Origin of the sequence: Streptomyces sp. NBC_01717, from assembly GCF_036248255.1 — a bacterium.
Lineage (GTDB): Bacteria > Actinomycetota > Actinomycetes > Streptomycetales > Streptomycetaceae > Streptomyces.
In genome coordinates this window covers 6,320,437-6,343,078 of the sequence record NZ_CP109178.1, presented here as the reverse complement: position 1 = coordinate 6,343,078, position 22,642 = coordinate 6,320,437, and the positions used below count along the sequence as shown (strand labels likewise).

Annotated in this window: 22 protein-coding genes and 2 pseudogenes; 16 read left to right on the top strand and 8 right to left on the bottom strand. The window is 70.9% G+C overall.

Going from position 1 to position 22,642, the window contains the following annotated elements; genetic code table 11:
* Positions 1 to 33: 33 nt before the first annotated feature.
* The 5 genes from OHB49_RS28590 to fabF all read left to right on the top strand — a co-directional run bounded on the left by OHB49_RS28590 (position 34) and on the right by fabF (position 4,904).
* Complete coding sequence (locus tag OHB49_RS28590; RefSeq protein WP_030970314.1) at positions 34 to 1,233, top strand: PucR family transcriptional regulator; 1,200 nt, start codon at positions 34 to 36, stop codon at positions 1,231 to 1,233.
* Positions 1,234 to 1,322: 89 nt separating this feature from the next.
* Positions 1,323 to 2,237, top strand: a complete 915-nt coding sequence (locus OHB49_RS28585; protein ID WP_030970312.1) for an ACP S-malonyltransferase — start codon at positions 1,323 to 1,325, stop codon at positions 2,235 to 2,237.
* A gap of 13 nt (positions 2,238 to 2,250) precedes the next feature.
* Positions 2,251 to 3,252, top strand: a complete 1,002-nt coding sequence (locus OHB49_RS28580) for a ketoacyl-ACP synthase III (RefSeq protein WP_030970311.1) — start codon at positions 2,251 to 2,253, stop codon at positions 3,250 to 3,252.
* 63 nt (positions 3,253 to 3,315) lie between these two features.
* Positions 3,316 to 3,564, top strand: coding sequence for an acyl carrier protein (locus OHB49_RS28575; RefSeq protein WP_030925892.1), 249 nt, complete (start codon positions 3,316 to 3,318; stop codon positions 3,562 to 3,564).
* 77 nt (positions 3,565 to 3,641) lie between these two features.
* A complete protein-coding gene (gene fabF / locus OHB49_RS28570; protein ID WP_030925891.1) occupies positions 3,642 to 4,904 on the top strand; it encodes a beta-ketoacyl-ACP synthase II in 1,263 nt (420 codons plus the stop codon).
* Between the two features lie 156 nt (positions 4,905 to 5,060).
* Here the strand turns inward: fabF and OHB49_RS28565 are convergent, their stop codons facing one another.
* On the bottom strand, positions 5,061 to 5,555 hold the full coding sequence (locus tag OHB49_RS28565; RefSeq protein WP_030970308.1) for a DUF3145 domain-containing protein: 495 nt from the start codon (positions 5,553 to 5,555) through the stop codon (positions 5,061 to 5,063).
* A gap of 349 nt (positions 5,556 to 5,904) precedes the next feature.
* On the opposite strand from OHB49_RS28565, the gene OHB49_RS28560 reads away from it, so the two are divergent.
* The 3 genes and pseudogenes from OHB49_RS28560 to OHB49_RS28550 form a co-directional block, all read left to right on the top strand.
* On the top strand, positions 5,905 to 6,822 hold the full coding sequence (locus tag OHB49_RS28560) for an SGNH/GDSL hydrolase family protein (RefSeq protein ID WP_329163896.1): 918 nt from the start codon (positions 5,905 to 5,907) through the stop codon (positions 6,820 to 6,822).
* A gap of 30 nt (positions 6,823 to 6,852) precedes the next feature.
* On the top strand, positions 6,853 to 7,851 hold the full coding sequence (locus tag OHB49_RS28555; RefSeq protein WP_329163895.1) for an aldose epimerase family protein: 999 nt from the start codon (positions 6,853 to 6,855) through the stop codon (positions 7,849 to 7,851).
* Positions 7,852 to 7,998: 147 nt separating this feature from the next.
* A pseudogene (locus OHB49_RS28550) lies at positions 7,999 to 8,172 on the top strand (TetR family transcriptional regulator); the annotation flags it as partial.
* Here OHB49_RS28550 and OHB49_RS28545 read toward each other — a convergent pair.
* The 5 genes and pseudogenes from OHB49_RS28545 to OHB49_RS28525 form a co-directional block, all read right to left on the bottom strand.
* Positions 8,135 to 8,743 (bottom strand): LysE family translocator, encoded by a 609-nt coding sequence (locus OHB49_RS28545; RefSeq protein WP_267005318.1) that lies wholly within the window; start codon positions 8,741 to 8,743, stop codon positions 8,135 to 8,137. The pseudogene OHB49_RS28550 and the gene OHB49_RS28545 sit on opposite strands and share 38 nt — an antisense overlap.
* A 21-nt stretch (positions 8,744 to 8,764) precedes the next feature.
* Positions 8,765 to 9,553, bottom strand: a complete 789-nt coding sequence (locus OHB49_RS28540; protein WP_329163894.1) for an EI24 domain-containing protein — start codon at positions 9,551 to 9,553, stop codon at positions 8,765 to 8,767.
* Between the two features lie 109 nt (positions 9,554 to 9,662).
* Positions 9,663 to 10,004: pseudogene (locus OHB49_RS28535) on the bottom strand (alpha-L-arabinofuranosidase C-terminal domain-containing protein); the annotation flags it as partial.
* Positions 10,005 to 10,096: 92 nt separating this feature from the next.
* Positions 10,097 to 10,525 carry an organic hydroperoxide resistance protein gene (locus OHB49_RS28530; protein WP_030970296.1) on the bottom strand — a complete coding sequence of 143 codons (429 nt, stop codon included), beginning with the start codon at positions 10,523 to 10,525 and terminating at the stop codon, positions 10,097 to 10,099.
* Positions 10,526 to 10,613: 88 nt separating this feature from the next.
* The gene (locus OHB49_RS28525) at positions 10,614 to 11,633 is read right to left on the bottom strand and encodes an NADP-dependent oxidoreductase (RefSeq protein WP_329163893.1); all 1,020 of its coding nucleotides are present in this window, start codon (positions 11,631 to 11,633) and stop codon (positions 10,614 to 10,616) included.
* A 160-nt stretch (positions 11,634 to 11,793) separates the two neighbouring features.
* On the opposite strand from OHB49_RS28525, the gene OHB49_RS28520 reads away from it, so the two are divergent.
* Entirely contained in the window at positions 11,794 to 12,231 is a 438-nt protein-coding gene (locus OHB49_RS28520; RefSeq protein ID WP_329163892.1) for a MarR family winged helix-turn-helix transcriptional regulator, read from the top strand.
* Between the two features lie 175 nt (positions 12,232 to 12,406).
* Here the strand turns inward: OHB49_RS28520 and OHB49_RS28515 are convergent, their stop codons facing one another.
* Complete coding sequence (locus tag OHB49_RS28515; RefSeq protein WP_329163891.1) at positions 12,407 to 13,357, bottom strand: SCO2400 family protein; 951 nt, start codon at positions 13,355 to 13,357, stop codon at positions 12,407 to 12,409.
* Between the two features lie 78 nt (positions 13,358 to 13,435).
* On the opposite strand from OHB49_RS28515, the gene OHB49_RS28510 reads away from it, so the two are divergent.
* From OHB49_RS28510 to OHB49_RS28500, 3 genes are all read left to right on the top strand, one after another.
* Positions 13,436 to 14,011, top strand: a complete 576-nt coding sequence (locus OHB49_RS28510) for a hypothetical protein (RefSeq protein ID WP_329163890.1) — start codon at positions 13,436 to 13,438, stop codon at positions 14,009 to 14,011.
* 130 nt (positions 14,012 to 14,141) lie between these two features.
* The gene (locus tag OHB49_RS28505) at positions 14,142 to 15,179 is read left to right on the top strand and encodes a rod shape-determining protein (RefSeq protein WP_030925869.1); all 1,038 of its coding nucleotides are present in this window, start codon (positions 14,142 to 14,144) and stop codon (positions 15,177 to 15,179) included.
* Between the two features lie 18 nt (positions 15,180 to 15,197).
* Positions 15,198 to 16,787 (top strand): GAF domain-containing protein, encoded by a 1,590-nt coding sequence (locus tag OHB49_RS28500; RefSeq protein WP_329163889.1) that lies wholly within the window; start codon positions 15,198 to 15,200, stop codon positions 16,785 to 16,787.
* Here OHB49_RS28500 and OHB49_RS28495 read toward each other — a convergent pair.
* On the bottom strand, positions 16,765 to 17,196 hold the full coding sequence (locus tag OHB49_RS28495) for an Lrp/AsnC family transcriptional regulator (RefSeq protein WP_030925866.1): 432 nt from the start codon (positions 17,194 to 17,196) through the stop codon (positions 16,765 to 16,767). The genes OHB49_RS28500 and OHB49_RS28495 overlap by 23 nt on opposite strands.
* A 126-nt stretch (positions 17,197 to 17,322) precedes the next feature.
* Between OHB49_RS28495 and OHB49_RS28490 the strand changes: the two genes are divergently transcribed.
* The 4 genes from OHB49_RS28490 to OHB49_RS28475 all read left to right on the top strand — a co-directional run bounded on the left by OHB49_RS28490 (position 17,323) and on the right by OHB49_RS28475 (position 22,593).
* Entirely contained in the window at positions 17,323 to 18,552 is a 1,230-nt protein-coding gene (locus tag OHB49_RS28490) for a nitrate/nitrite transporter (protein ID WP_329163888.1), read from the top strand.
* Positions 18,553 to 18,727: 175 nt separating this feature from the next.
* Positions 18,728 to 20,197: an acyl-CoA synthetase gene (locus OHB49_RS28485; protein ID WP_329163887.1), complete on the top strand. Its 1,470-nt coding sequence runs from the start codon at positions 18,728 to 18,730 to the stop codon at positions 20,195 to 20,197.
* Positions 20,190 to 21,554: a carboxyl transferase domain-containing protein gene (locus tag OHB49_RS28480; RefSeq protein ID WP_329163886.1), complete on the top strand. Its 1,365-nt coding sequence runs from the start codon at positions 20,190 to 20,192 to the stop codon at positions 21,552 to 21,554. Before OHB49_RS28485 ends, OHB49_RS28480 begins: the two co-directional genes overlap by 8 nt.
* Before the next feature lie 238 nt (positions 21,555 to 21,792).
* Complete coding sequence (locus OHB49_RS28475) at positions 21,793 to 22,593, top strand: VOC family protein (RefSeq protein WP_329163885.1); 801 nt, start codon at positions 21,793 to 21,795, stop codon at positions 22,591 to 22,593.
* Positions 22,594 to 22,642 lie beyond the last annotated feature (49 nt).

Genomic DNA, 22,642 nt, shown 5'->3' with positions numbered 1-22,642 from the left:
GTGCCCGTGGTCCGATAAGGCAGTCTTGTGTCCGTGCCCCGACCCGATCCTGAGCAGCCCGCTGCGAATGACGCCCACCTGCATGCCGCGACCCTGAAGCGACTGGAGCAGTCCTCCGGCCGGCTGGCCGCGAACGCGATCGCCCGCATGGACGAGTCGCTGCCGTGGTACCGGGCGATGCCACCGGAGAACCGGTCCTGGATCGGCCTGGTGGCCCAGGCCGGAATCGCCGCCTTCACCGAGTGGTTCCGCCACCCGGAGACCCCGCAGGCCATCTCCACCGATGTGTTCGGTACGGCCCCGCGCGAGCTGACCCGGGCGATCACGCTGCGCCAGACCGTCGAGATGGTGCGGACGACGATCGAGGTGATGGAGGCCGCGATCGAGGAGGTCGCCGCGCCCGGCGACGAGTCGGTGCTGCGCGAGGCGCTGCTCGTCTACGCGCGGGAGATCGCGTTCGCGACCGCGCAGGTGTACGCGCAGGCCGCCGAGGCGCGCGGCGCCTGGGACGCCCGGCTCGAATCACTCGTGGTGAACGCGGTGCTGTCCGGCGAGGCCGACGAGGGCGCCGTGTCGCGCGCCGCCGCACTCGGCTGGAACTCCCCCGAACATGTCTGTGTGGTCCTCGGTACGGCCCCCGACGGCGACAGCGAACTGACCGTCGAGGCGATCCGTCGGGCCGCCCGGCACGCCAAGCTCCAGGTGCTGACCGGGGTGCTCGGCAACCGGCTGGTCGTCATCGCAGGCGGCAGCGACAACCCGCTGCATGTCGCGAAGGCCCTGATCGGCCCGTACGCGGCCGGTCCCGTCGTGGCCGGACCGGTGGTGTCGGACCTGCTGGCGGCCACCCGGTCCGCGCAGGCCGCCGCCGCCGGGCTCAAGGCGTGCAGCGCCTGGCAGGACGCCCCGCGGCCGGTCCTGGCCGACGATCTGCTGCCGGAGCGCGCCATGGCGGGCGACCCTGCCGCGCGTGACCAACTGGTGGAGGAGATCTACAGACCGCTCGAAGAGGCGGGCTCCGCGCTGCTGGAAACGCTGAGCGTGTATCTGGAACAGGCGAGCAGTCTGGAGGGCGCCGCCCGGATGTTGTTCGTCCACCCCAACACCGTGCGCTACCGGCTCCGACGTGTGACGGACGTCACCGGATGGTCGCCTTCTGATGTCCGCTCCGCGTTCACTCTGCGCATCGCCCTGATTCTGGGGCGTCTGGCCGACAGAGATCCCCAGTCCTAGACTTTTGTCGGACATCAACAATTCCCCCTACGGTTCTTCGTCCCTGTCCCCACGGGTGTTCCGGACCGTTCACAAGAGAGAGTGTGAGGGTGCTCGTACTCGTCGCTCCCGGCCAAGGCGCTCAGACGCCCGGCTTCCTGACTCCCTGGCTCGACCTCCCCGGTGCCACCGACCGCATCGCGGCCTGGTCCGACGCCATCGGGCTCGACCTTGCCCACTACGGCACGAAGGCCGACGCGGACGAGATCCGCGACACCGCGGTGGCACAGCCGCTGCTGGTCGCCGCGGGTCTGCTGTCCGCCGCCGCGCTTGACGCGTCACCCGGTGTCGTCGCAGGTCACAGCGTCGGTGAGATCACCGCCGCAGCTCTCGCGGGCGTTCTCGACGACGAGGCCGCGCTCCGTCTCGTACGCACCCGTGGGCTCGCCATGGCCGACGCCGCAGCGGTCACCGAGACCGGTATGGCGGCGCTGCTCGGCGGCGACCCCGACGTGACGGTCCCGCACCTGGAGATGCTCGGGCTGACCCCGGCGAACGTCAACGGGGGCGGCCAGATCGTCGCCGCCGGCACCGCCGCGCAGATCGCCGCGCTGACCAAGGACATGCCCGAGGGCGTGCGCCGCGTGGTGCCCCTCAAGGTCGCCGGTGCCTTCCACACGCACCACATGGCCCCTGCGGTCGACCGGCTCCGCGAGGCCGCCGCGGCACTGAAGGTCGCCGATCCGACCATGACATATGTCTCGAACGCCGACGGAAAGACGGTCGCCACGGGCGACGAGGTCATCTCGCGGCTGGTCGGCCAGGTCGCCAACCCGGTCCGCTGGGACCTGTGCATGGAGACCTTCAAGGCGCTGGGCGTCACCGCGCTCATCGAGGCCTGCCCGGGCGGGACCCTCACCGGTCTCGCCAAGCGCGCACTGCCCGGGGTACAGACCCTCGCGCTGAAGACCCCCGACGACCTCGACGCGGCCCGCGCGCTCATTTCCGAGCACGCAGACGCCTAAGGAGCCCGAGAGCATGTCGAAGATCAAGCCCAGCCAGGGCGCCGCGTACGCACGGATCATGGGTGTCGGCGGCTACCGCCCGACCCGTGTCGTGCCCAACGAGGTGATTCTCGAGAAGATCGACTCGTCCGACGAGTGGATCCGCTCCCGGTCCGGCATCGCCACCCGCCACTGGGCCTCCGAGGAGGAGACCGTGGCCGCGATGTCCGTCGAGGCGGCAGGGAAGGCCATCGCCGACGCCGGGATCACGCCCGAGCAGATCGGCGCGGTCATCGTCTCCACCGTCTCGCACTTCAAGCAGACCCCGGCCGTCGCGACGGAGATCGCCCACAAGGTCGGCGCGGGTAAGCCCGCCGCCTTCGACATCTCGGCCGGCTGCGCGGGCTTCGGCTACGGCCTGACCCTCGCCAAGGGCATGATCGTCGAGGGCTCGGCCGAGTACGTACTGGTCATCGGCGTGGAGCGGCTCAGCGACCTGACCGACCTGGAGGACCGGGCAACGGCCTTCCTGTTCGGCGACGGCGCAGGCGCGGTCATCGTCGGCCCCTCCAATGTGCCCGCCATAGGCCCGACGGTCTGGGGCTCCGAGGGCGACAAGTCCGAGACGATCAAGCAGACCGTGGCGTGGGACGAATTCCACGCCGAGCGTCCCGAGAAGTTCCCGGCCATCACGCAGGAGGGCCAGGCGGTCTTCCGCTGGGCCGTCTTCGAGATGGCGAAGGTCGCCCAGCAGGCGCTGGACGCGGCCGGGATCGCCCCGGAAGACCTGGACGTCTTCATCCCGCACCAGGCCAACATGCGGATCATCGATTCGATGGTGAAGACCCTGAAGCTGCCGGAACACGTCACGGTCGCCCGCGACGTGGAGACCACCGGCAACACCTCCGCCGCCTCGATTCCGCTCGCTATGGAGCGGCTTCTGGCGACCGGTCAGGCGAAGAGCGGCGACACCGCGCTCGTCATCGGCTTCGGGGCGGGTCTCGTCTACGCCGCGACGGTCGTTACTCTCCCCTAGGCACACCGGACCTTCCGGTCCGGACGTCCGAACCCTGCTGAAACACATCGAAGGAGCGCCAACATGGCCGCCACCCAGGAAGAGATCGTCAACGGTCTCGCCGAGATCGTCAACGAGATCGCCGGTATCCCGGTCGAGGACGTCCAGCTGGACAAGTCCTTCACCGACGACCTGGACGTCGACTCGCTGTCCATGGTCGAGGTCGTCGTCGCCGCCGAAGAGCGCTTCGACGTGAAGATCCCCGACGAGGACGTCAAGAACCTCAAGACGGTCGGCGACGCTGCCGACTACATCCTGAAGCACCAGGCCTGATCCAGCCGGCTCGTGTGTCGCCACCCGGCGGTGGCGCCGCTGATTCACGACCCTCTACACGTGGAGAAGATTTTCCAGTGAACTCGACCAATCGCACCGTGGTCGTCACCGGTATCGGCGCAACCACTCCGCTGGGTGGCGACTCCGCGTCGACCTGGGAAGGTCTGATGGCCGGTCGTTCCGGCGTCAAGCCTCTCGAGGGCGAACGTTTCGCCGAACTGCCCGTCCGGATCGCCGCCCTCGCGGCCGTCGACCCGGGCGACGTACTGCCCCGCCCGCTCGCCCGCAAGCTGGACCGCTCGGCGCAGTTCGCGCTGATCGCGGCCCGCGAGGCATGGGCGGACGCCGGCTTCACCGGCAAGGCCGGTGAGGACGACGCGATCCAGCCCGAGCGGCTCGGCTCGGTCATCGCCTCCGGCATCGGTGGCGTGATCACCCTGCTCGACCAGTACGACGTGCTGAAGGAGAAGGGCGTACGCCGCGTCTCCCCGCACACCGTGCCCATGCTCATGCCCAACGGTCCGGCCGCCAACGTCGGCCTGGAGGTCAACGCGCAGGCCGGTGTCCACACCCCGGTCTCCGCCTGCGCGTCGGGTGCCGAGGCCATCGGGTACGCCGTCGAGATGATCCGCACCGGCCGTGCCGATGTGGTCCTCGCCGGTGGCACCGAGGCGGCCATCCACCCGCTGCCGATCGCGGCGTTCGCCAACATGATGGCGATGTCCAAGAACAACGACGAGCCCCAGAAGGCGTCGCGTCCGTACGACACGGGCCGTGACGGCTTCGTGCTCGGCGAGGGTGCCGGTGTCGTCGTCCTGGAGTCCGCGGAGCACGCGGCCGCACGCGGCGCCAAGGTGTACTGCGAGGTGCTGGGCCAGGGCCTGTCCGCGGACGCCCACCACATCGCCCAGCCCGAGCCGACCGGTCGCGGGATCGCCGCCGCCATGCAGAACCTGCTGGACCAGACGGATCTCAAGCCGTCGGAGGTCGTGCACCTCAACGCGCACGCCACGTCGACGCCGCAGGGCGATGTCGCGGAGCTGAAGGCTCTGCGCAAGGTTCTGGGCGACGACCTCGACCATGTCGCGATCTCCGCGACGAAGTCGATGACCGGTCACCTGCTCGGTGGCGCGGGCGGCATCGAGACCGTCGCGACGGTCCTGGCGCTGCACCACCGGATGGCTCCGCCGACGATCAACGTGGAGAACCTCGACGAGGCGGTGGAGGCGGACATCGTGCGCGATGAGCCGCGGCCGCTGCCGGAGGGGTCGATCGCCGCGATCAACAACTCGTTCGGGTTCGGGGGACACAACGTGGTGCTGGCGTTCCGCAGCGTCTGATCCCCACCGCCCAGGCTGTACGACGAAGCCCGCCTCCCCGGTCGACCGGGGAGGCGGGCTTCGTCCGCTCGGTTCTCGGCCTCGCCGGCGTTCGAGGCGCGGGGTCCCGGTTCGGGAAGGGGCGCCCGGGGGAACAGGCCCGCCGCTGGCGCCCCCTCACACCACCTGGTGGAGCCAGCGGACCGGGGCGCCCTCACCTGCGTGGCGGAAGGACTCCAACTCGTCGTCCCACGGCTTGCCGAGGAGTTTGGCGATCTCCGCCTCCAGGTCCGTCTCCCCGCGCACCGACCGCGCCAGCGCAGCCCGCAGCCGGTCCTCCGGCACCAGGATGTCGCCGTGCATGCCGGTGACCGCGTGGAAGATGCCCAGTTCAGGCGTGGAGCTGTAACGCTCGCCCTCGGCCGTGGCGCACGGCTCCGCCGTCACTTCGAAGCGCAGCAGATCCCAGCCGCGCAGCGCGGAGGCAAGCTTCGACGCGGTGCCCGCGGCGCCCTTCCAGGAGAACTCGGACCGCCAGGTGCCGGGCGCCGCCGGCTGTCTGATCCAGTCGAGCTGGACCCGCGCACCGAGGACACCCGCCACCGCCCACTCGACATGTGGGCAGAGCGCGCGCGGTGCGGAGTGAACGTACAGAACTCCACGTGTCGTCACCGGGACCTCCAGTGTGGGACGAGGTTCGCCTTCCCCAGCGGCCTCGCGCCCGTACCGCCTCTTCCTGGCCGGCTCCCGAGGTTGTCATCAGTAAACAGCATCGGGAGTGAATCTCCTGAAAAGGGACAGTATGTGACGTGATGTGATTTTCCGATACCACCCAATTGGAGCCGGGGCGGAACGTGGCACTGGTTCGACGGGGAAAAGCTACCGTGCGGCGGCGCCCAAGGTGTGACGTACCGTCGGTCCTGGGCCCATGATTCGCTCAGCATTCACCCGGCAGGGCGCCGGGGCCTGCTGCCTGGGGCTATATGGAGTTGCCGGGGGCATAAACGGGAGGGCACGAGGGATGCAGAATCGTTTCGCAAGCCACCGCTCGCGCACCGCTGCCGCCGTGCTGACGGTGCTTCCGGTCATCGCCGCGGCCGCGCTGACCGGCTGTGACGCCGGGCAGGACGCGACGACGAAGGGGACGGCCGCCGCGAAGCACCGCTCCTCCGCTGCGCATGCCCCCGTCTGGGACCGCAGTCCCGAGTCGGTCGCCGCCGTCGGGGACTCCATCACACGAGGGTTCGACGCCTGTTCGGTGCTGACCGACTGCCCGGAGGTGTCCTGGGCGACCGGCACGGACAGCGACGTCCGGAGCCTCGCGGTGCGGCTGCTCGGCACCTCGCGCGCGGCCGCGCACAGCTGGAACCACGCCGAGACGGGCGCCCGGATCGCCCAGCTGCCGGAGCAGATGGCCCTCGCCGCGGAGCAGAGGCCGGATCTGGTGACGGTGATGATCGGCGCCAATGACGCCTGCAGGGACTCGGCGGAGATGATGACGCCGGTGGCGGACTTCCAGGCGTCGTTCAAGGCGTCGATGCGTCAGCTGCGCAGCAGGGCGCCGAAGACGCAGGTCTACGTGTCGAGCGTGCCGGATCTCAAGCGCCTCTGGTCGACGGGGCGCGGCAACGCACTGGGCAAGCAGATCTGGAAGCTGGGGATCTGCAGGTCGATGCTGGGCGAGGCGGACGACATGGGTGCCGCGGCCGTGGCACGCCGCGCCGCGGTGCAGAAGCGGGTCGTGGCCTACAACAAGGTGCTGCGGGACGTGTGCGCGAAGGATCTGCGCTGCCGGTACGACGGCGGTGCGGTCTTCGGATACCGGTTCACCGGCAAGCAGCTCAGCCAGTGGGACTGGTTCCATCCGGGGCGCAACGGACAGGCCCGGCTGGCGGAGATCGCGTACCGCAATGTCACGGCGCGGAAGCCCCCGGCCTAAGCGCTGTCCCGTGGTCTAAGGTCCGTGATCATGGACACGGGTTTGAGCACGGCGATACGTACGGAAGTCTTCGGCACCCTCGCGGACGGTACCGCCGTCCACCGCTGGACGCTGGAACGGGCCGGTACGCGCGTACGCGTCCTGACGTACGGCGGCGTCGTGCAGTCGGTCGAGGTGCCCGGACGGAACGGCGTACGGGCCCCGGTGGCGCTCGGGCTGCCGGATCTCGCGGCGTACGAGAGGCCCTCCGGTCCGTATTTCGGGGCGCTGGTCGGGCGGTACGCGAACCGGATCGCGCGCGGCTCCTTCGTACTCGACGGGCAGACCTACCTGGTGACCCGGAACGAGGGGCACAACCATGTGCACGGCGGGGCCCGTGGCTTCGACAGGCGTGTGTGGGAGGCGCGGGAGCTCACCGACGGCGTGGAGCTCTCCTTGATCGCGGAGGACGGCGAGGAGGGCTTCCCGGGGCGGCTGGTGGTCTCGGCCGCGTACACCCTGGACGAGGACGGGGCGCTGCGCATCGCATACCGGGCGACGACGGACGCGCCGACCGTGCTGAACCTGACCAATCACACGTACTGGAACCTGGCCGGCGCCGACAGCGGCAGCGCGGTCGGGCACACGCTGCGGATCGCGGCGGGGCGGATCACGCCGACGGACTCCGAGTCGCTGCCGACGGGTGAGTTCCTGCCGGTGGACGGGACCCGGTTCGACTTCCGGGAGACGAAGACCGTCGGTGGGGGGTACGACCACAACTTCGTTCTGGACGCCGCCGCCGACGGTCCGGTGGCTGAGCTGTGCGACCCCGTGTCGGGGCGCGTCCTGACCGTCACGACGACCGAGCCGGGTCTGCAGCTGTACACCGCCGACCACTTCGACGGGCGGCCGTACGGGCCCTGCGACGGGATCGCACTGGAGACGCAGCACTTCCCGGACTCGCCGAACCGGCCGGAGTTCCCGAGCACGGTGCTGCGGCCGGGCGAGGAGTACGTGTCGACGACGGTGTACGGGTTCTCGGTGCGCTGACGCGGCGGACGACGGGCAGGGGAAGAGCCCCGGAGCGGGGGCAGTTACCGTTCCGGGGCTCTTCCCGTCCGAGGGGGCGCTACTCCTTGATCTCCGTGGTCGCCGTCAGGCGTACGCCGTCTCGTCCCAGGGTTCGTACGCCCGCCGCTCCAGTTCGAGTACGGCGAGACGCTGCCCGGCGGACTCACCCCGGAGCGGACGGCGCCGCTGCTGGTGGCGGTGCTGGACGGGCTCCAGTACCAGTGGCTGCTCGACCCCGGAGCGGCTGACCGGCGGGCGTCGCTCAGCGGGCGAGGCCCAGCGTCACGCCCAGCCCGATGAGCACCGAACCGATGCCGCGGTTGAGGACCTTCTGCCACCGCAGCATCGCGGTGCGCAGCTGCTCGTGCGAGAAGAACAGCGCGACCAGTGCGAACCAGCCGAGGTGGGCGGCGGACATGAAGAGCCCGTAGCCGGCCTGCTGCCACAGGCCGGTGTCCTCCCCGACGACCTGGGTGAAGGTCGACACGACGAAGAGTGTGGTCTTGGGGTTCAGCGCGTTGGTCAGGAAGCCGGTGCGCAGAGCCCCGAGCCGGGTCAGGGCCGGCTTCGACTCCAGATCGACGACGAGATCGTTGCGGGCGAAGAACGTCCGTACCCCGATGTAGACGAGATACGCCGCACCGGCCAGCTTGATCGCGGTGAACAGGGCGGTCGAGGACGCGATCAGCAGCCCGACGCCGAGCATCGTGTACGTGACGTGGACGAGGACGCCCGCGGCGACTCCGGTGGCCGCGAGGAGACCGGTCGTCCGGCCGTAGAGGTAGCTGTTGCGCACGACCATCGCGAAGTCGGCGCCCGGGCTGATGACGGCGAGGACGGTGATGACGGCGACGGCGATGATCTCGGTCATGGCTCGGGGGCTCCTCGGTCCTCAGTCCTTGTTGAGGGTGTACGGGGAAGGGGCCGCGTCCTCGTCGTCGGTGGGCGGTGCCGTCAGGTCCCGCGCGAGCAGGGTGGCTCCGGCGACGGCGCCCGGCATCAGGAACACCGCGACGAACGGGACCAGGAAGGCGAGTCCCAGCGGTACTCCGAAGCCGAGGGTCAGCATGCGGCGGCCGCGGAGCAGGACGAGCCGGTCCGCCAGGACCAGGCCGCGGCGCTGGAGCGCGACCGCGGTGAGCTCCTCGGCGAGGAAGTAGCCGGTGACGCAGAAACCTATCGCGGGGACCACGGTCTGGCCGACGACCGGAACGAACCCGAGGGCGAAGAGCAGTACGGCGTACAGCGAGACGCGCACGAGAATGCGGAGGCTGTCACGGGCGGAGATCCACAGTTCGCGCCAGAGCGGCAGCCCGGACTCGGGGACGTCGCCGCCCTCCGACCGGTCCACCTGCTCGGAGAGCGACTCGTAGAACGGCTGGCCGACCAGCAGCGTCACGGCGGTGAACGTGATCACGGCGAGGAACAGCCCGAGGGCGAAGACCAGCGCGGTGAGCGAGACCCGGAGCAGGCCGAGCCAGGGCGAGGACCAGTCGTCGGCGAACGGGGTCGCCCAGGCCACGAAGTCGTCGGCACCGTAGCCGAGGCCGACGAGCGCTGCCGCGTACACGACGAGCGTGATGAGGCCGGGGATCAAGCCGAAGCCGAACCAGCGTCCGTGCCGGCCGACCCAGCGTTGCCCCTTGATCAAATAGCTGAAACCCGCCCCTAGATCGCGCATGGCGTCAGCGTAACGGGGGTGGTAGGGGTCGTGTTGACCGGGGAGTTGGGGGCCGGGCCGGACTTCTCCGGACGTTCCGTCCTCGATCTCCGGGCGGTCGGATCCGCGGTCAGGTCAGGCGGATCATGTTCCAGGACATGGGTTCCAGTGTCGCCCTCAGCACTGCACCGTCGAGCGTCGTGTCCTGCGCCTGATGCGGGGTGACGCGGTCCGGATCGGTGAGGGTGTTGCGGGCGTCCGGGTCGCTGTCCGCGAGAACCTGGTGTTCGGCGATCTTCGCCGGGTCGAAGCCGTGCAGGGCGACTTCGAGCGGAAGCTCCTCGTCCTGGCTGCGGTTGACCGCGAAGACCGTGACCCCGCCGGTCTCCGGATCACGGACCGCCGTGGCGTGCAGCAGGTCCGTCTCGCCGTACTTCGCCGTCCGGTACGTGGGTGAATTCCGAACAACGTCCGTTGTACCGAGCGCGGTTGAGGGCGGTACGTAAGTGAGGGCCGCACCCCGCCGGGGTGCGGCCCTCACTTACGTACGGGCAGTGCGGACGGTCAGACGACCGACAGCTCGACCTTGATGTTGCCGCGCGTCGCGTTCGAGTACGGGCACACCTGGTGGGCCTTCTCGATGAGCGACTGAGCCGTGGCGGTGTCGACGTTCGGGATGGTCGCGGAGATCGCGACCTCCAGGCCGAAGCCGCCCTCGGCGGTCTTGCCGATGGAGACCGCGGCAGTCACGGTGGAGCCGGAGATGTCGGCCTTCTCCTGACGGGCCACCACACCGAGGGCGCCCTGGAAGCAGGCGCTGTAGCCGGCCGCGAAGAGCTGCTCCGGGTTGGTGCCCGCGCCGTTACCGCCCAGTTCCTTCGGCGGGTTGACGACGACGTCGAGCCGGCCGTCGTCGGAGGAGACGCGGCCGTCACGGCCGTTCTCCGCGGTGGCGACGGCGGTGTACGCGACGGTTATGTCCTGAATAGCCATGCTGAGGTTTCCTCTGCTGTAGCGCCGCAACTCGCGCCCACGATCGCGACGGCCTGCCGATGAGACTAACGGTGACGGCGAACGGCTGTCAGCCGAGGGAAACGATCATCTTTCCGGTGTTCTCGCCACGCATCAGGCCGAGGAACGCATCGAAGCCGTTCTCGATGCCCTCGACGACGGTCTCGCGGTACTTCAGCTCACCGGAGGCCAGCCAGCCGGCGACCTCCTGGACGAACTGCGGCTGGAGCGCGGCGTGGTCGCCGACGAGCATGCCCTGCAGACGCAGCCGCTTGCCGATGACGAGTGCGAGGTTGCGCGGGCCGGGGGTGGGCTCGGTCGCGTTGTACTGGGCGATCATTCCGCAGATGGTGGCGCGGCCGTGCACATGGAGCGAGGAGATCGCCGCTTCGAGGTGCTCGCCGCCGACGTTGTCGAAGTAGACGTCGATGCCGTCGGGGGCGGCCTGGCGCAGTTGCTCGGCAACCGGGCCGTTCTTGTAGTTGAAGGCGGCGTCGAAGCCGTACTCCTCGACGAGGAGCTTGACCTTCTCGTCGGATCCGGCCGAACCGATGACCCGCGAGGCGCCCCTGAGCTTCGCCATCTGGCCGACCTGGCTGCCGACGGCACCGGCGGCACCGGAGACGAAGACGGCGTCGCCCTCCTTGAAGGACGCAACGTCGAAGAGGCCCGCGTAGGCGGTGAGCCCGGTCATGCCGAGCACGCCGAGGTAGGCGGAGAGCGGGGCCAGGTCCGGGTCGACCTTGACGGCGTGCTGGGCCGGGACGTCGGCGTACTCGCGCCAGCCCAGACCGTGCAGGACGTGCTCACCGACCGCGATCCCCTCGGCGTTGGAGGCGATGACCTCGCCGACCGCGCCGCCTTCCATGGGGTGATCCAGCTTGAAGGGCGGGGTGTACGACTTCACGTCGTTCATCCGGCCCCGCATGTACGGGTCGACCGAGAAGTGCAGATTGCGGACGAGGACACGGCCCTCGGCGGGAGCGGTGACCGGGGCCTCACGCAGCGCGAAATCCTCGGCCTTCGGCCAGCCGTGGGGGCGGGCGACAAGGTGCCATTCACGGCTCGACGTGGGAAGTGCTGCAGACATGGGCTCGGGTTCTCCTCGATGTCCTACGGGTGGGGGAAGCGTTCCGCCGGGTCCCGCCGGGTTCGGTCCGCCGGGTCGCGTCACAGAAAAGCTTCATGACGTGAAACAACCATGCTCCTGAATATTTCATGTTGTCAAGTAACTGGGTATCCTGGGTGTCATGGCCACCACGCGAACGGACCCACTGACCCTCGAAGTCGTCGACCTCATCGGCACGGTCGTGGCGCGCTACTACGAGGAGTACGACCGGGCCGCGGCCGCGCACTCGCTCACCGGGGCGCAGGCCCGGGTCCTCGGGCTGCTCTCCCTGGAGCCGACACCGATGCGCAAGATCGCCCAGAAGCTGAAGTGCGAGCCGTCGAACGTGACGGGGATCGTCGACCGGCTGGAGACGCGTGGCCTGGTGGAGCGTCGGCCCGACCCGGCCGACCGGCGGGTGAAGCTGGCCGCCGCGACGGAAAAGGGTGCCCTGACCGCGCTGCAGCTCCGCGAGTCGCTCGGCTTCGCGCGCGAGCCGCTCGCCGAGCTGTCGCACGCGGAGCGTGCGGTGCTGCGGGACCTGCTGCGACGGATGCTGGGCGTGGACGCGGAGTCCTAGGACTGCGGAACCAAGGGCTGTCCCGCTCAATCCCTGGCGGGCGCGCGACGACAGCTACGGCGCCTGCCGCATTGCCGGAACGCCCGAATACACCCGGTACGAGGACGCCACTCCGCCTTGCGATGCACCGCATCCGACGCCGCGCGCTGATCCACCAGGGATCACGGGACCGCCCTCAGAAGCACAAGAAGAGCCAGCACGTCTGAGTCTTCGTCGGGCTGGGCGTGGGCGTCGGGTTCGGGTGCTGTGACGGGTGGCCGGTCGGGGTGCCCGACGGGTCGCGGGGGGATCCGGAAGGACTCGGTCCGGACGACGGATCCGTGGAGGACGTGGCACCGCCGGAGGGCGTGGTGGTGGCCGCGGGCGGGGCGGAGCCCGCACCTCCGGGGGCACCGCCGCCGGTGCCGGTCGCGGTGCCCGGAGGGCCGGTGCCGGTGGTGTGCGCGTCGGTGACGGGGACGGTGGAGGGGCTGTCCACCGGTCCGGGGCGGTCGATGTCGTGGCTCGAGGAGGGTTTCGGCGCCGGCGCGGTCGTGACGTCGGTGGCCTCGCGTACGTAGTCCGAGGCTCCGTCGTCACCCTTCGGTTCGATGGCCAGCTCGGCGAGGCTCAGCGCCCCGGCGGCGAGCACGACACCGAGGAAGGCGAGCAGGGCGGTACGGCCACGGCGGCGGTGCGAACGGCGGCCGCGACCTCCCCGGCCGCCACGTTGCCCCCTGGCGCCTCGTTGTTCCCGGCCGCCACGCTCATCCCTCGCGACGAGCTGGTCCCTCGCGACAAGCTCGTCGCCGGCGAAAAGCTCGTCCCCGGCAGCACGCTCGTCCGTGCCACCTCGCTCGTCCCGGCGCGCCCGACGCGATCCACCCGACGCGCGCGCATTCGCGGACCCGCGTCTGCTCCCGGACCCGCGCGCGCCACGCCCGCCCTCGGCCGGCTCGGTGCTGCCGCGGGACCGGCGGCGACGTCCGCCCGGCGATGGCGGCAGGGCTTTCGCACGCTCCGCGTCCGGTTCGTGGCCGGAGAGGGCGGGCGTGGCGTAGTGGCTCAGCGCCTCGGCGGGGGTTCCGCACCCGGCGCAGGCGAGGGCGCCGTTGAGATGCCGCTGACACGGGTGGCAGTAATCCATGGCGCCCGCAGATTAAGTGCCGATAGGACAACAGAGAAAGCCGCTCACGTGAGGATCCTGTGTGGAAACGTTAATTCCATGACCGCCGCCCCTTTTGGCCCACTCGAGTTCCAGCTCGTCCTGCTCCGCCGGATGGCAGACCACCAGCCCGGCCTCGTCGAGGACGCCCGGCACGAACTCAGCGCCTCGCTCGCCGAGATGCGAGAGGCCAACCGCCGCTGGCAGGCGATGGTGCGGGCGCCCCGCGGCCGCGGCTCGTTGCGCCGCTACCGCTCGGTGCTGGGCGAACCCGAGTCCTCCGTGCACCGCCGGATCGGCGATCTGGAGTGCGACGCCCTGCTCTGGCCGGTGCCGCTCTGGCCTGGGCTGCGGTTCGAGGTGATGGTCGCACCCGGCGGGGCCGTATGGAACGAGTGGCTGGTCAGAGCCCCGGGGGCGAGCGGTCCCGAGCTGCGTACGATCGACGATCTGCACCCCTGGTCGTGCACCGTCGACGAGGTCGCCCGGGCTTTCCCACCGGCCCGCCCGATGGAGGGCAGCGCACCGAGCCGGTGGGCGCTCGCCATCACCGACCCCGGGACGGGTGCGCCGTATGTCGCCGAGTTCACCTGGGGGCTGTTCCAGCGACTGCTCCAGGGCACACCACAGCCCTGACCTGGTAGTCCGTCAACCCTCCGCCCCCTGATGGCCCATCCCAGCGGGCGGTGGGAGCGCGCGCGCCGCACGATGCGAAGAGGGCCGGCCGCCGCCGGCACCGCCCATCAGCGCTCCCGGGAGACCTGCCGTGACCGTCAGTCTTGAGCAGTTGCGCCGCTGCCACGTCGCCGTCGACCTCGGGGCCGCCCGGACCCGCGTGTACATCAAGGGGCTCGGGCTCGTCGTCGACGAGCCGAGTGCCGCCGCCATCAACACCCGGAGCGGTTCGCTCATCGCCGTCGGTGAGCTCGCCGAGAAGATGACGGGCCGCACCCCTGACTACATCCGGGTGGTCCGCCCGGTCTCCGGCGGGTCTGTCATCGACATCGAAATGGCCCAGCGCATGCTCCGCCATCTGCTCGGCGAGAAGCTCCGCCGTCAGCTGCGCCGCAAGCCGCGGCTGCGCGCCGCCGCCTGCACCCCGCACGACAGCGATCCGCTCGCCCAGCGCGCCACCATCGAGACCCTGGTCGGGCTCGGCGCCCGGCGGGTCGAGCTGGTCGACACCCTGCTTGCGGCGGCGGTCGGTTGCGATCTCCCGGTCGAGCAACCGGTCGGGAGCATGATCATGGTGTGCGGGGCGGCCACCACGCAGATCGCCGTGCTCTCGCTCGGTTCGATCGTGACCGCCGTACGGATCCCGATCGGCGGCGATGCCATCGACCACGCGGTGATCCAGCATCTGCGCCAGCAGCACGAGCTGATGCTGCCGAGCCAGTCGGTACGCCCGTTGCAGCTGGCCCTCAGCGGCAACGGCCTGACCTCGCACGGCCCGGCCGTGACCGAGATCCATGGCCGTGACGTCGTGACCGGTCTCGCCCGTTCGGTGCAGGTCGACACCGCCGCCGTGCGGCGCGCCATCCACACCCCGCTGACTGCGGTCCTCGACGGCCTCGGCAAGGTGCTGCGCCACTGCCCGCCCGATCTGGTGGCCGACCTCGCGGACTGCGGGATCATGATGGTCGGCGGCAGTGCGCTGCTGCCCGGGCTCGACCAGATGCTGCGCGATGCGACGGGCATGCCGGTGCACATCGCGGAACGACCCGATGTGTGCGCCGTCCTGGGGCTCGGCGCCATGCTGGACGGCAAGGTCGAGCCGATGGTCCTCAACCCGCTGGCCGCCTGACGGCCGTCGGGGCGGCGGATGACTTACGAGAGCGAAGGCCGGGGTGCGGCGGGCGGGCCCCCGAGCAGCAGGCCGCGCAAGCTGCCGCTACTCCTGGAAGCGGTGCTCAGCGTCGGCACCGATCTCGAACTGCGGGCCACCCTCCAGCAGATCGTGGACACCGCCACCGCGCTCACCGAGGCCCGGTACGGCGCGCTCGGCGTCCTCGACCCCCACCGCAGCACCATCACCGAACTGTTCACCTCCGGTCTGACCGATGCCGAACGCAGGCGCATCGGCCGCTTCCCGGACGGCCATTCGGGACTGCTCGGCGTGCTCGTCGAGGAACCCGAACCGTTGCGCTCGGACGATCTGACCGCCGACCCGCGCTCCAGCGGCGTACCGCCCGGCCATCCACGGATGCGTTCCTTCCTCGGGGCGCCAATCCGGGTGCACAGCGAGGTGTTCGGCAATCTCTATCTCACCGGGAAACGCACCGGACACTTCACCGATACGGACATGGCGCTGCTGCAGGTCCTCGCCGCTCAGGCCGGGATCGCGATCGGCAACGCCCGGCTGTACGAGACGATCTGCCAGCGGGAGCGCTGGATCGAGGGCGCGGCGGCCGTCACCACGGCGCTGCTGGGCGGCACGAACGCGACGGACGCGTTGATGACCGTTGCCGAGCGGGCCCGCATTCTCGCCGATGCCTCGGCCGGGGTGATCCTCCAGCCGACCGAGGACGGCGGGATGGAGATCGTCACCGCGTCCACGCTCGACGACCCGGCCGGCATCGTCGGCACGACCATCGAGCCGGGCTCCCCCGTGCTGGTGCAGCTGCTGGGCGGAGAGCCGGTCTTCATCGACGACTCGGCGACCGATCCGCGGATGACGACGCATGTGCGGACCCGGTTCGGTCCCAGCATGATGCTGCCGTTGCAGAGCGGCGGCAGGCTCATCGGGACCCTCGCACTGCCCCGGCGGCGCGGCGGCCGCCCGTACACGGCCGTGGACCGGCTGCTGGCCTCCCAGTTCGCCTCGCAGGCCGCGCTCGCCCTGGTGCTGGCGGACGCCCAGCACAACAGGGAACAGCTCGCGGTGTACGAGGACCGTGACCGGATCGCCCGCGATCTGCACGATCTCGTCGTCCAGCGGCTCTTCGCGACCGAGATGATGCTGGAGTCGACCCGCCGCCGGGCGGTCGCCCCGGAGACGGACGAGCTGCTCACCCGGGCCGTCGACGAGCTGAACTCCACCATTCAGGAAGTACGGACCGCGATCTTCGCCCTCCAGCAGCCGCCCACCGATGCGCCCAGCACCTTCCGCGGCCGGGTGCTCCGGGAGACCGGGGGCGCGGCCGCCGTTCTCGGCTTCCAGCCGTCGGTGCAGTTCACCGGGGCGGTGGACTCACTCGTGCGGCAGCCCGCGGACCGGCAGCTCCTCGCGGCACTGCGCGGCGCGCTCGCGGCGGCGCACCGGCGGACCGGCGTGTCGGCCATCGAGGTGGAGGTGGACGCGACGGCGCGGCTGCCCGACGGGCGGGCCGCAGTCCGGCTGGCGGTCGCCGACGACGGACGGGGCGACGACGGCTCGCGCTCCACGACGTTCACCTGGCAGGCGCCGCTCTGAGCGCTACCCGGGTGCTGGAGTGGGCGACGCCCGCTTCCCGCTTGAGCCGACGCAGCAGTCCGTCCAGGGCGGCGGTGTCGGCGACCGTGGCCCGTACGAGATAGTCGTGCCCGCCCGTCACGTGCACCACTTCGGTGATGCCGGGCAGGGCGAGAACCGCCCGTTCGAACACCTCATTGGTCGTGTCGATACGCAGCGTGACATCGATGAAGACGACCAGACCCGTTCGGGTGTCGGCGGCCGGGTCGATGATCACGGTGAAGCCGCGGATGACGCCGTCGCGGCGCAGCCGCCGCACCCGGTCGGCCGCGGCGTTGGCACTGAGGCCGACCCGTACCCCCAGATCGCGGTACGAGATCCGCGCGTCCTCCTGGAGGACGCTGAGGATTTCCCTGTCCAGACGGTCCATACCGCGATTGTCGCAGCTTGTGCCGGATTGCGACTGCGGAGACCCGCGTCGGCCCGGCCCGTGACCCGTGACTCGGCCGGCGTAGGCCGACGGGCCCACCGACACCACCCGTCCTTGACTTGCAGGGTGGAAGCCGTCAAGCAGTCCCCCGTTCCGACAGGCCGGCCGTCCGCGGCCGCATACCGCAATCTTGTGGTGGCCACGATCGGCTTCGGACTCACGTTCTGGGCCTGGAACCTGATCGCGCCGCTCTCCGGGGACTACAAGGAGCGGCTCGGGCTGAGCTCGTTCGAGCAGTCGCTGCTGGTCGCCGTGCCGGTGCTGGTCGGTTCGCTGGGCCGGATCGCGGCGGGGGCGCTCACCGACAAGTACGGCGCCCGGCTCATGTTCCCGCTGGTCTCGGCGCTGACCATCGTCCCCGTTCTGCTGCTGATCCCGGCGAGGAGCTCGTACGGGGCGATGCTCGCCGCGGGCTTTCTGCTGGGGCTGGGCGGCACGACGTTCGCGATCGGTATCCCGCTGGTCAACTCGTGGTTCCCACCCTCCGATCGAGGGCTCGCGCTGGGTGTGTTCGGCATGGGCATGGGTGGTGTCGCACTCTCCGGCTACTTCACCCCGCGGATCGCCCAGCACGGCGACAACCTTCCGTTCCTCGTCGTCGCCGGTGCGCTGGTGGTGTACGCGGCACTGGCCGCGGTGCTGATCAGCGACCACCCGGACCGGAAGGTACCGACCGACTCGCTCGGCCACCGGCTGCGCGAGGCCGGGCGACTGCGGGTCACCTGGGAACTCTCCGCGCTGTACGCGATCGGCTTCGGCGGCATCGTGGCGTTCGGCGTCTATCTGCCGACCTATCTGAAGACCTGGTACGACCTCTCGCCGACCGACGCCGGCACGAAAGCCGCCGGGTTCGCCCTGGTCACCGTCGTCTTCCGGCCGATCGGCGGCTGGCTCTCGGACCACATCCACCCGGCGCTGGTCACCTCGGCGGCACTGGGGCTGGCCGCACTGATGGCGATCATCCAGGCCTTCGACCCGAAACTGGCGCCGGGCGGCACGATCGCACTGCTCTGCATGGCGGCCGGACTGGGCACATCGAGCGGCAGCATCTTCGCCCTCGTCTCGCAGGTGACACCGCAGCCGAAGGTGGGCAGCGTCACCGGAATCGTCGGCGCGATGGGCGGACTCGGCGGCTTCGTCCCGCCGTTGGTGATGGGTGCGATCTACAGCGCGAAGGGCTCGTACTCGATCGCCTTCATGCTGCTGTCCGACCTGGCGCTGGCCGGGTGCGTGTACGCGTACGGACGGATGCGGAACATTCAGCGGGACCAGAGGATGCCCGAACCGGCTGTCTGATGAGGGGTGTCCCGTACTCCCGGTGGATCAGCGCGCGGCGTCGGATACGGCGCGTCGCGGGGCGGAGAGGCGTCCTTCTACTGGGCGCGTATCCGGGCGCTCCGACAACGCGACGAGGCGCCCCGCTGTCGTCGCGCGCCCGCCAGGGATCACGGACAGCCCTTAGGGTCGGAGGGTGACCTCTCTTCTGCCTGCGCTGCACGACGGATCCGTCCCCGCGGCCGCCCGGGAAGCCGTCCGGTTCGGTGAAACCACCCTGACGTACGCCCAGTTGGCCGCGGCCTCCGACGCGCTCGCCGAGCGGCTCGCGGGCGCGGGAAGGGTCGCCGTCTGGGCCACGCCGACCGCCGAGACCGTCGTCGCGGTGGTGGCGGCGCTGCGGGCCGGGGTGCCCGCCGTCCCCCTCAACCCGAAGAGCGGCACACGCGAACTGGCGCACATCGTGGCCGACAGCGCCCCGTCGGCGGTGCTGGCCGGGGCGGGTGACGTACTCCCGCCGGTGCTCGCCGCGGTGGACCGCAAGGATGTCGACACGGCAGCGGCGGCCGACGGCGTCGTCTTCCCCGAACCCTCCCCCGAGTCCCCCGCCCTGATCGTCTACACCTCCGGCACCACGGGCCCGCCCAAAGGTGCGATCCTGCCCCGCCGCGCGATCGCCGCCTCGCTGGACGCGCTGGCGGACGCCTGGCAATGGACCGGCGACGACGTCCTTGTGCACGCTCTGCCGCTGTTCCATGTGCACGGCCTGATCCTGGGCGTGCTCGGGCCGCTGCGCCTGGGCGGATCGGTGCGGCACCTGGGGCGGTTCTCCACCGAGGGTGTGGCCCGGGAGCTGTCGTCCGGCGCCACGATGCTGTTCGGCGTGCCGACGATGTACCACCGGATCGCCGAGGCGCTCGGTACGGCGGCACCGGCCGCGGCCGAGCTGGCGGAGGCGCTCACCGGGGCCCGGCTGCTGGTATCGGGGTCGGCCGCGCTTCCGGTCCATGACCACGAACGCATCGCGGCAGCGACCGGCCGCCGGGTCATCGAGCGGTACGGCATGACGGAGACCCTGATGAACACGGGCATCCGGGCGGACGGCGAGCCTCGCCCCGGGACGGTCGGCGCACCGCTGCGGGGCGTCGAACTCCGGCTCGTCGAGGAGGACGGCACCCCGCTCGACGATCCGACGGCCGAGGGCGCGGTGGGCGAGATCCAGGTGCGCGGCCCGAACCTCTTCGCCGGCTATCTGAACCGCCCCGACGCGACGGCGGCCGCCTTCGCCGAGGACGGCTGGTTCCGCACCGGCGACATGGCCGCCCTCGACGACGACGGCTATGTACGGATCGTCGGCCGCAAGGCCACCGACCTGATCAAGAGCGGCGGCTACAAGATCGGTGCGGGCGAGATCGAGAACGCGCTGCTGGACCACCCGAGCGTCCGCGAGGCCGCCGTCACCGGGGAGCCGGACCCGGATCTGGGCGAGCGGATCGTCGCCTGGGTGGTGCCGGCCGACCCGGCCGCACCGCCCACGGAGGCCGAGCTCGCGGACCATGTGGCGACCCAGCTGGCCCCGCACAAGCGCCCCCGCACAGTCCGTTATCTGGAGGCGCTGCCACGCAACGACATGGGCAAGATCATGAAGCGGTCGCTCGGTGCGTAGGCGCCTGACGGCGCGGCAGGCGATCGCGGCGGTCACCGAGGACTTCACCGAGTCCAACACCCCGGCCGGCGCGGAGATACCGGCGGACGGTCCGCTCTCCTGGTCCGGTTACGCGGACGCCCGGGCCCGCGCCACGGCACGTACCGGCGAGGAGGAGTCCGTCGTCCACGGCCTCGGCACGGTCGGCGGCCGACCGTGTGTGCTGATCTCGTTCGAGTTCGGCTTCCTGGGCGGATCCCTGGGGCAGCGCACCGGGGACCTGCTGGAAGCCGCCTACGGGACCGCGTTCACCCGGCGGCTGCCGCTCGTCTCGATCGTCGCGACGGGCGGCAGCCGGATGCAGGAGGGAATGATCGCGCTCACCCAGCTCCAGCGAGTGGCACGTGCCTCGGCACGGCTGCGGGCGGCGGGGCTGCCGCAGCTCGCGATCGTGCGCGATCCGACGACCGGCGGCGGCTGGGCCACGCTGGGGGCGGGCGCCGATGTGATCCTGGCGCTGCCGGGGGCCCAGATCGGGTTCGCCGGATCGCGGGTGCGGCCGGTGGACGCGGACCCGTCGGCGTACGCCGCGGAGGGCCAGCTGGCTGCGGGCCAGATCGACGCGGTCGTCCACGCGGACGAGCTGCCACGGACGCTGGGCCGGTGGCTGGGCGCGCTGGGGGCGGCAGGCGTCGACGAGTCCGGTGTCCCCGCGCCGGTCCCGGGCGCTCTCGCGGCCACCGGGCTGCCGGCGACCGGCTGGGACGCGGTACGACAGGCCCGTTCCTCGGCCCGGCCGCGTGCCGGGGCGTATCTCGACGCGTACTTCGACCACCTGCTGCCGCTCAGCGGCGACCGGTGCGGCGGTACGGATCCGGGCCTGCTCTGCGGGTTCGGGGTGCGCGGCGGCCGGCCGATCGCGTACGTCGCCCAGTGCGGCACGGCGACCCGTCCGGCCGGTTACCGCACCGCGGCCCGGGTGATCCGGCTCGCGGACCGGCTCGGCGTGCCCGTACTGACTCTGATCGACACCCCGGGGGCGGCGAACGACGCCGAGGCGGAACGGGCGGGCGCGGGGGCTGCCATCGCCGATGCGTTCGCGGCGATCGCCGAGGCCCGGGTCCCGGTGACGACCCTGGTGATCGGCGAGGGCGGCTCGGGCGGGGCACTCGCCCTGGCTGCGCCGGAGAACACATATGTCACCCCGGACAGTTACTTCTCCGTCATCGCCCCGGAGCTCGCGGCAGCCATCCTGAAGCGCTCCCCCGACGCCGTGCACGCCACGGCCGACCAGTTGCGCCTGCGCCCCCAGGACCTGGTGGAGCTGGGGGTCGCCCGCGGCATAGCGGCCCCGGAGGCCACGGCCGCCGGCGGGTAGTTCGCCGCGCGGCCTGCGGGATTGCCGGCTGACGCTGTCCCGTCATCCCTGCGGACGCACGACGACGGCTACAGCATCTCGCCGCGTTGCCGGAACCCCCGAATACGGACCGGTACGAGGACGCCCCTCCGCCTTGCGATGCACCGCATCCGACGCCGCGCGCCGATCCACCAGGGACCACGGGACAGCCCTTAGCGTGAAAAACCGTACCGAATCAGCGAGTCAGGAGCGCAGAACCATGGCTGTGGAACCAGAGGGCACCCCGTGCTGGGCGGACGCGATGTTCACCGATCTCGAGGGGGCGAAGAGGTTCTACGGTGACGTGCTGGGGTGGACGTTCGGTGAGTCGTCGTCGGAGTTCGGCAACTACACGCAGGCGTACGCGAACGGCAAGGCGGTGGCCGCCGTCGTGCCGCCGATGCCCGGCCAGGAAGGCCAGTCGGCATGGTGCCTGTACCTTGCGTCGCCGGACGCCGCAGCCACCGCCGCAAAGATCCGTGACAACGGTGGCGAGGTGCTGATGGAGCCGATGCAGGTCGGCGACTTCGGCTCGATGGCGCTGGCCCGCGACCCGGGCGGGGTGGTCTTCGGTGTGTGGCAGGCGGGGCAGCACGAAGGGTTCGAGGCCAGGGCCACACCGGGCGCGTACTGCTGGGCCGAGGTGTTCACCCGGGACCCGGCGAAGTCGGACGCGTTCTTCCCCGCCGTCTTCCCGTACCGCGTGAAGCAGATGCAGGACGACGCGATCGACTTCGCGCTCTACGACCTGGGCGCCGATCCGGTCCTGGGCCGGATGAGGATGACGGACGACTTCCCGCCCGAGGTACCGCCGTACCTCAATGTGTACTTCACCGTCGAGGACTGCGACGCGGCGGTCGCGAGGGCGACGGATCGCGGGGCGATTCTCCGGTTCGGTCCGATGACCAGCCCGTTCGGCCGTTTCGCGGCGCTGAGCGACCCGCAGGGCGCGGCATTCTCCGTGATCGACGTCAAGACGACCGAGGGCGAGATGCCGAAGCTCTCCGACGTGACCGCCTGAGCGGAGGAGCCACGCCACCGGGGGCCGGTCGGCCCGCAGGACCGGCCCC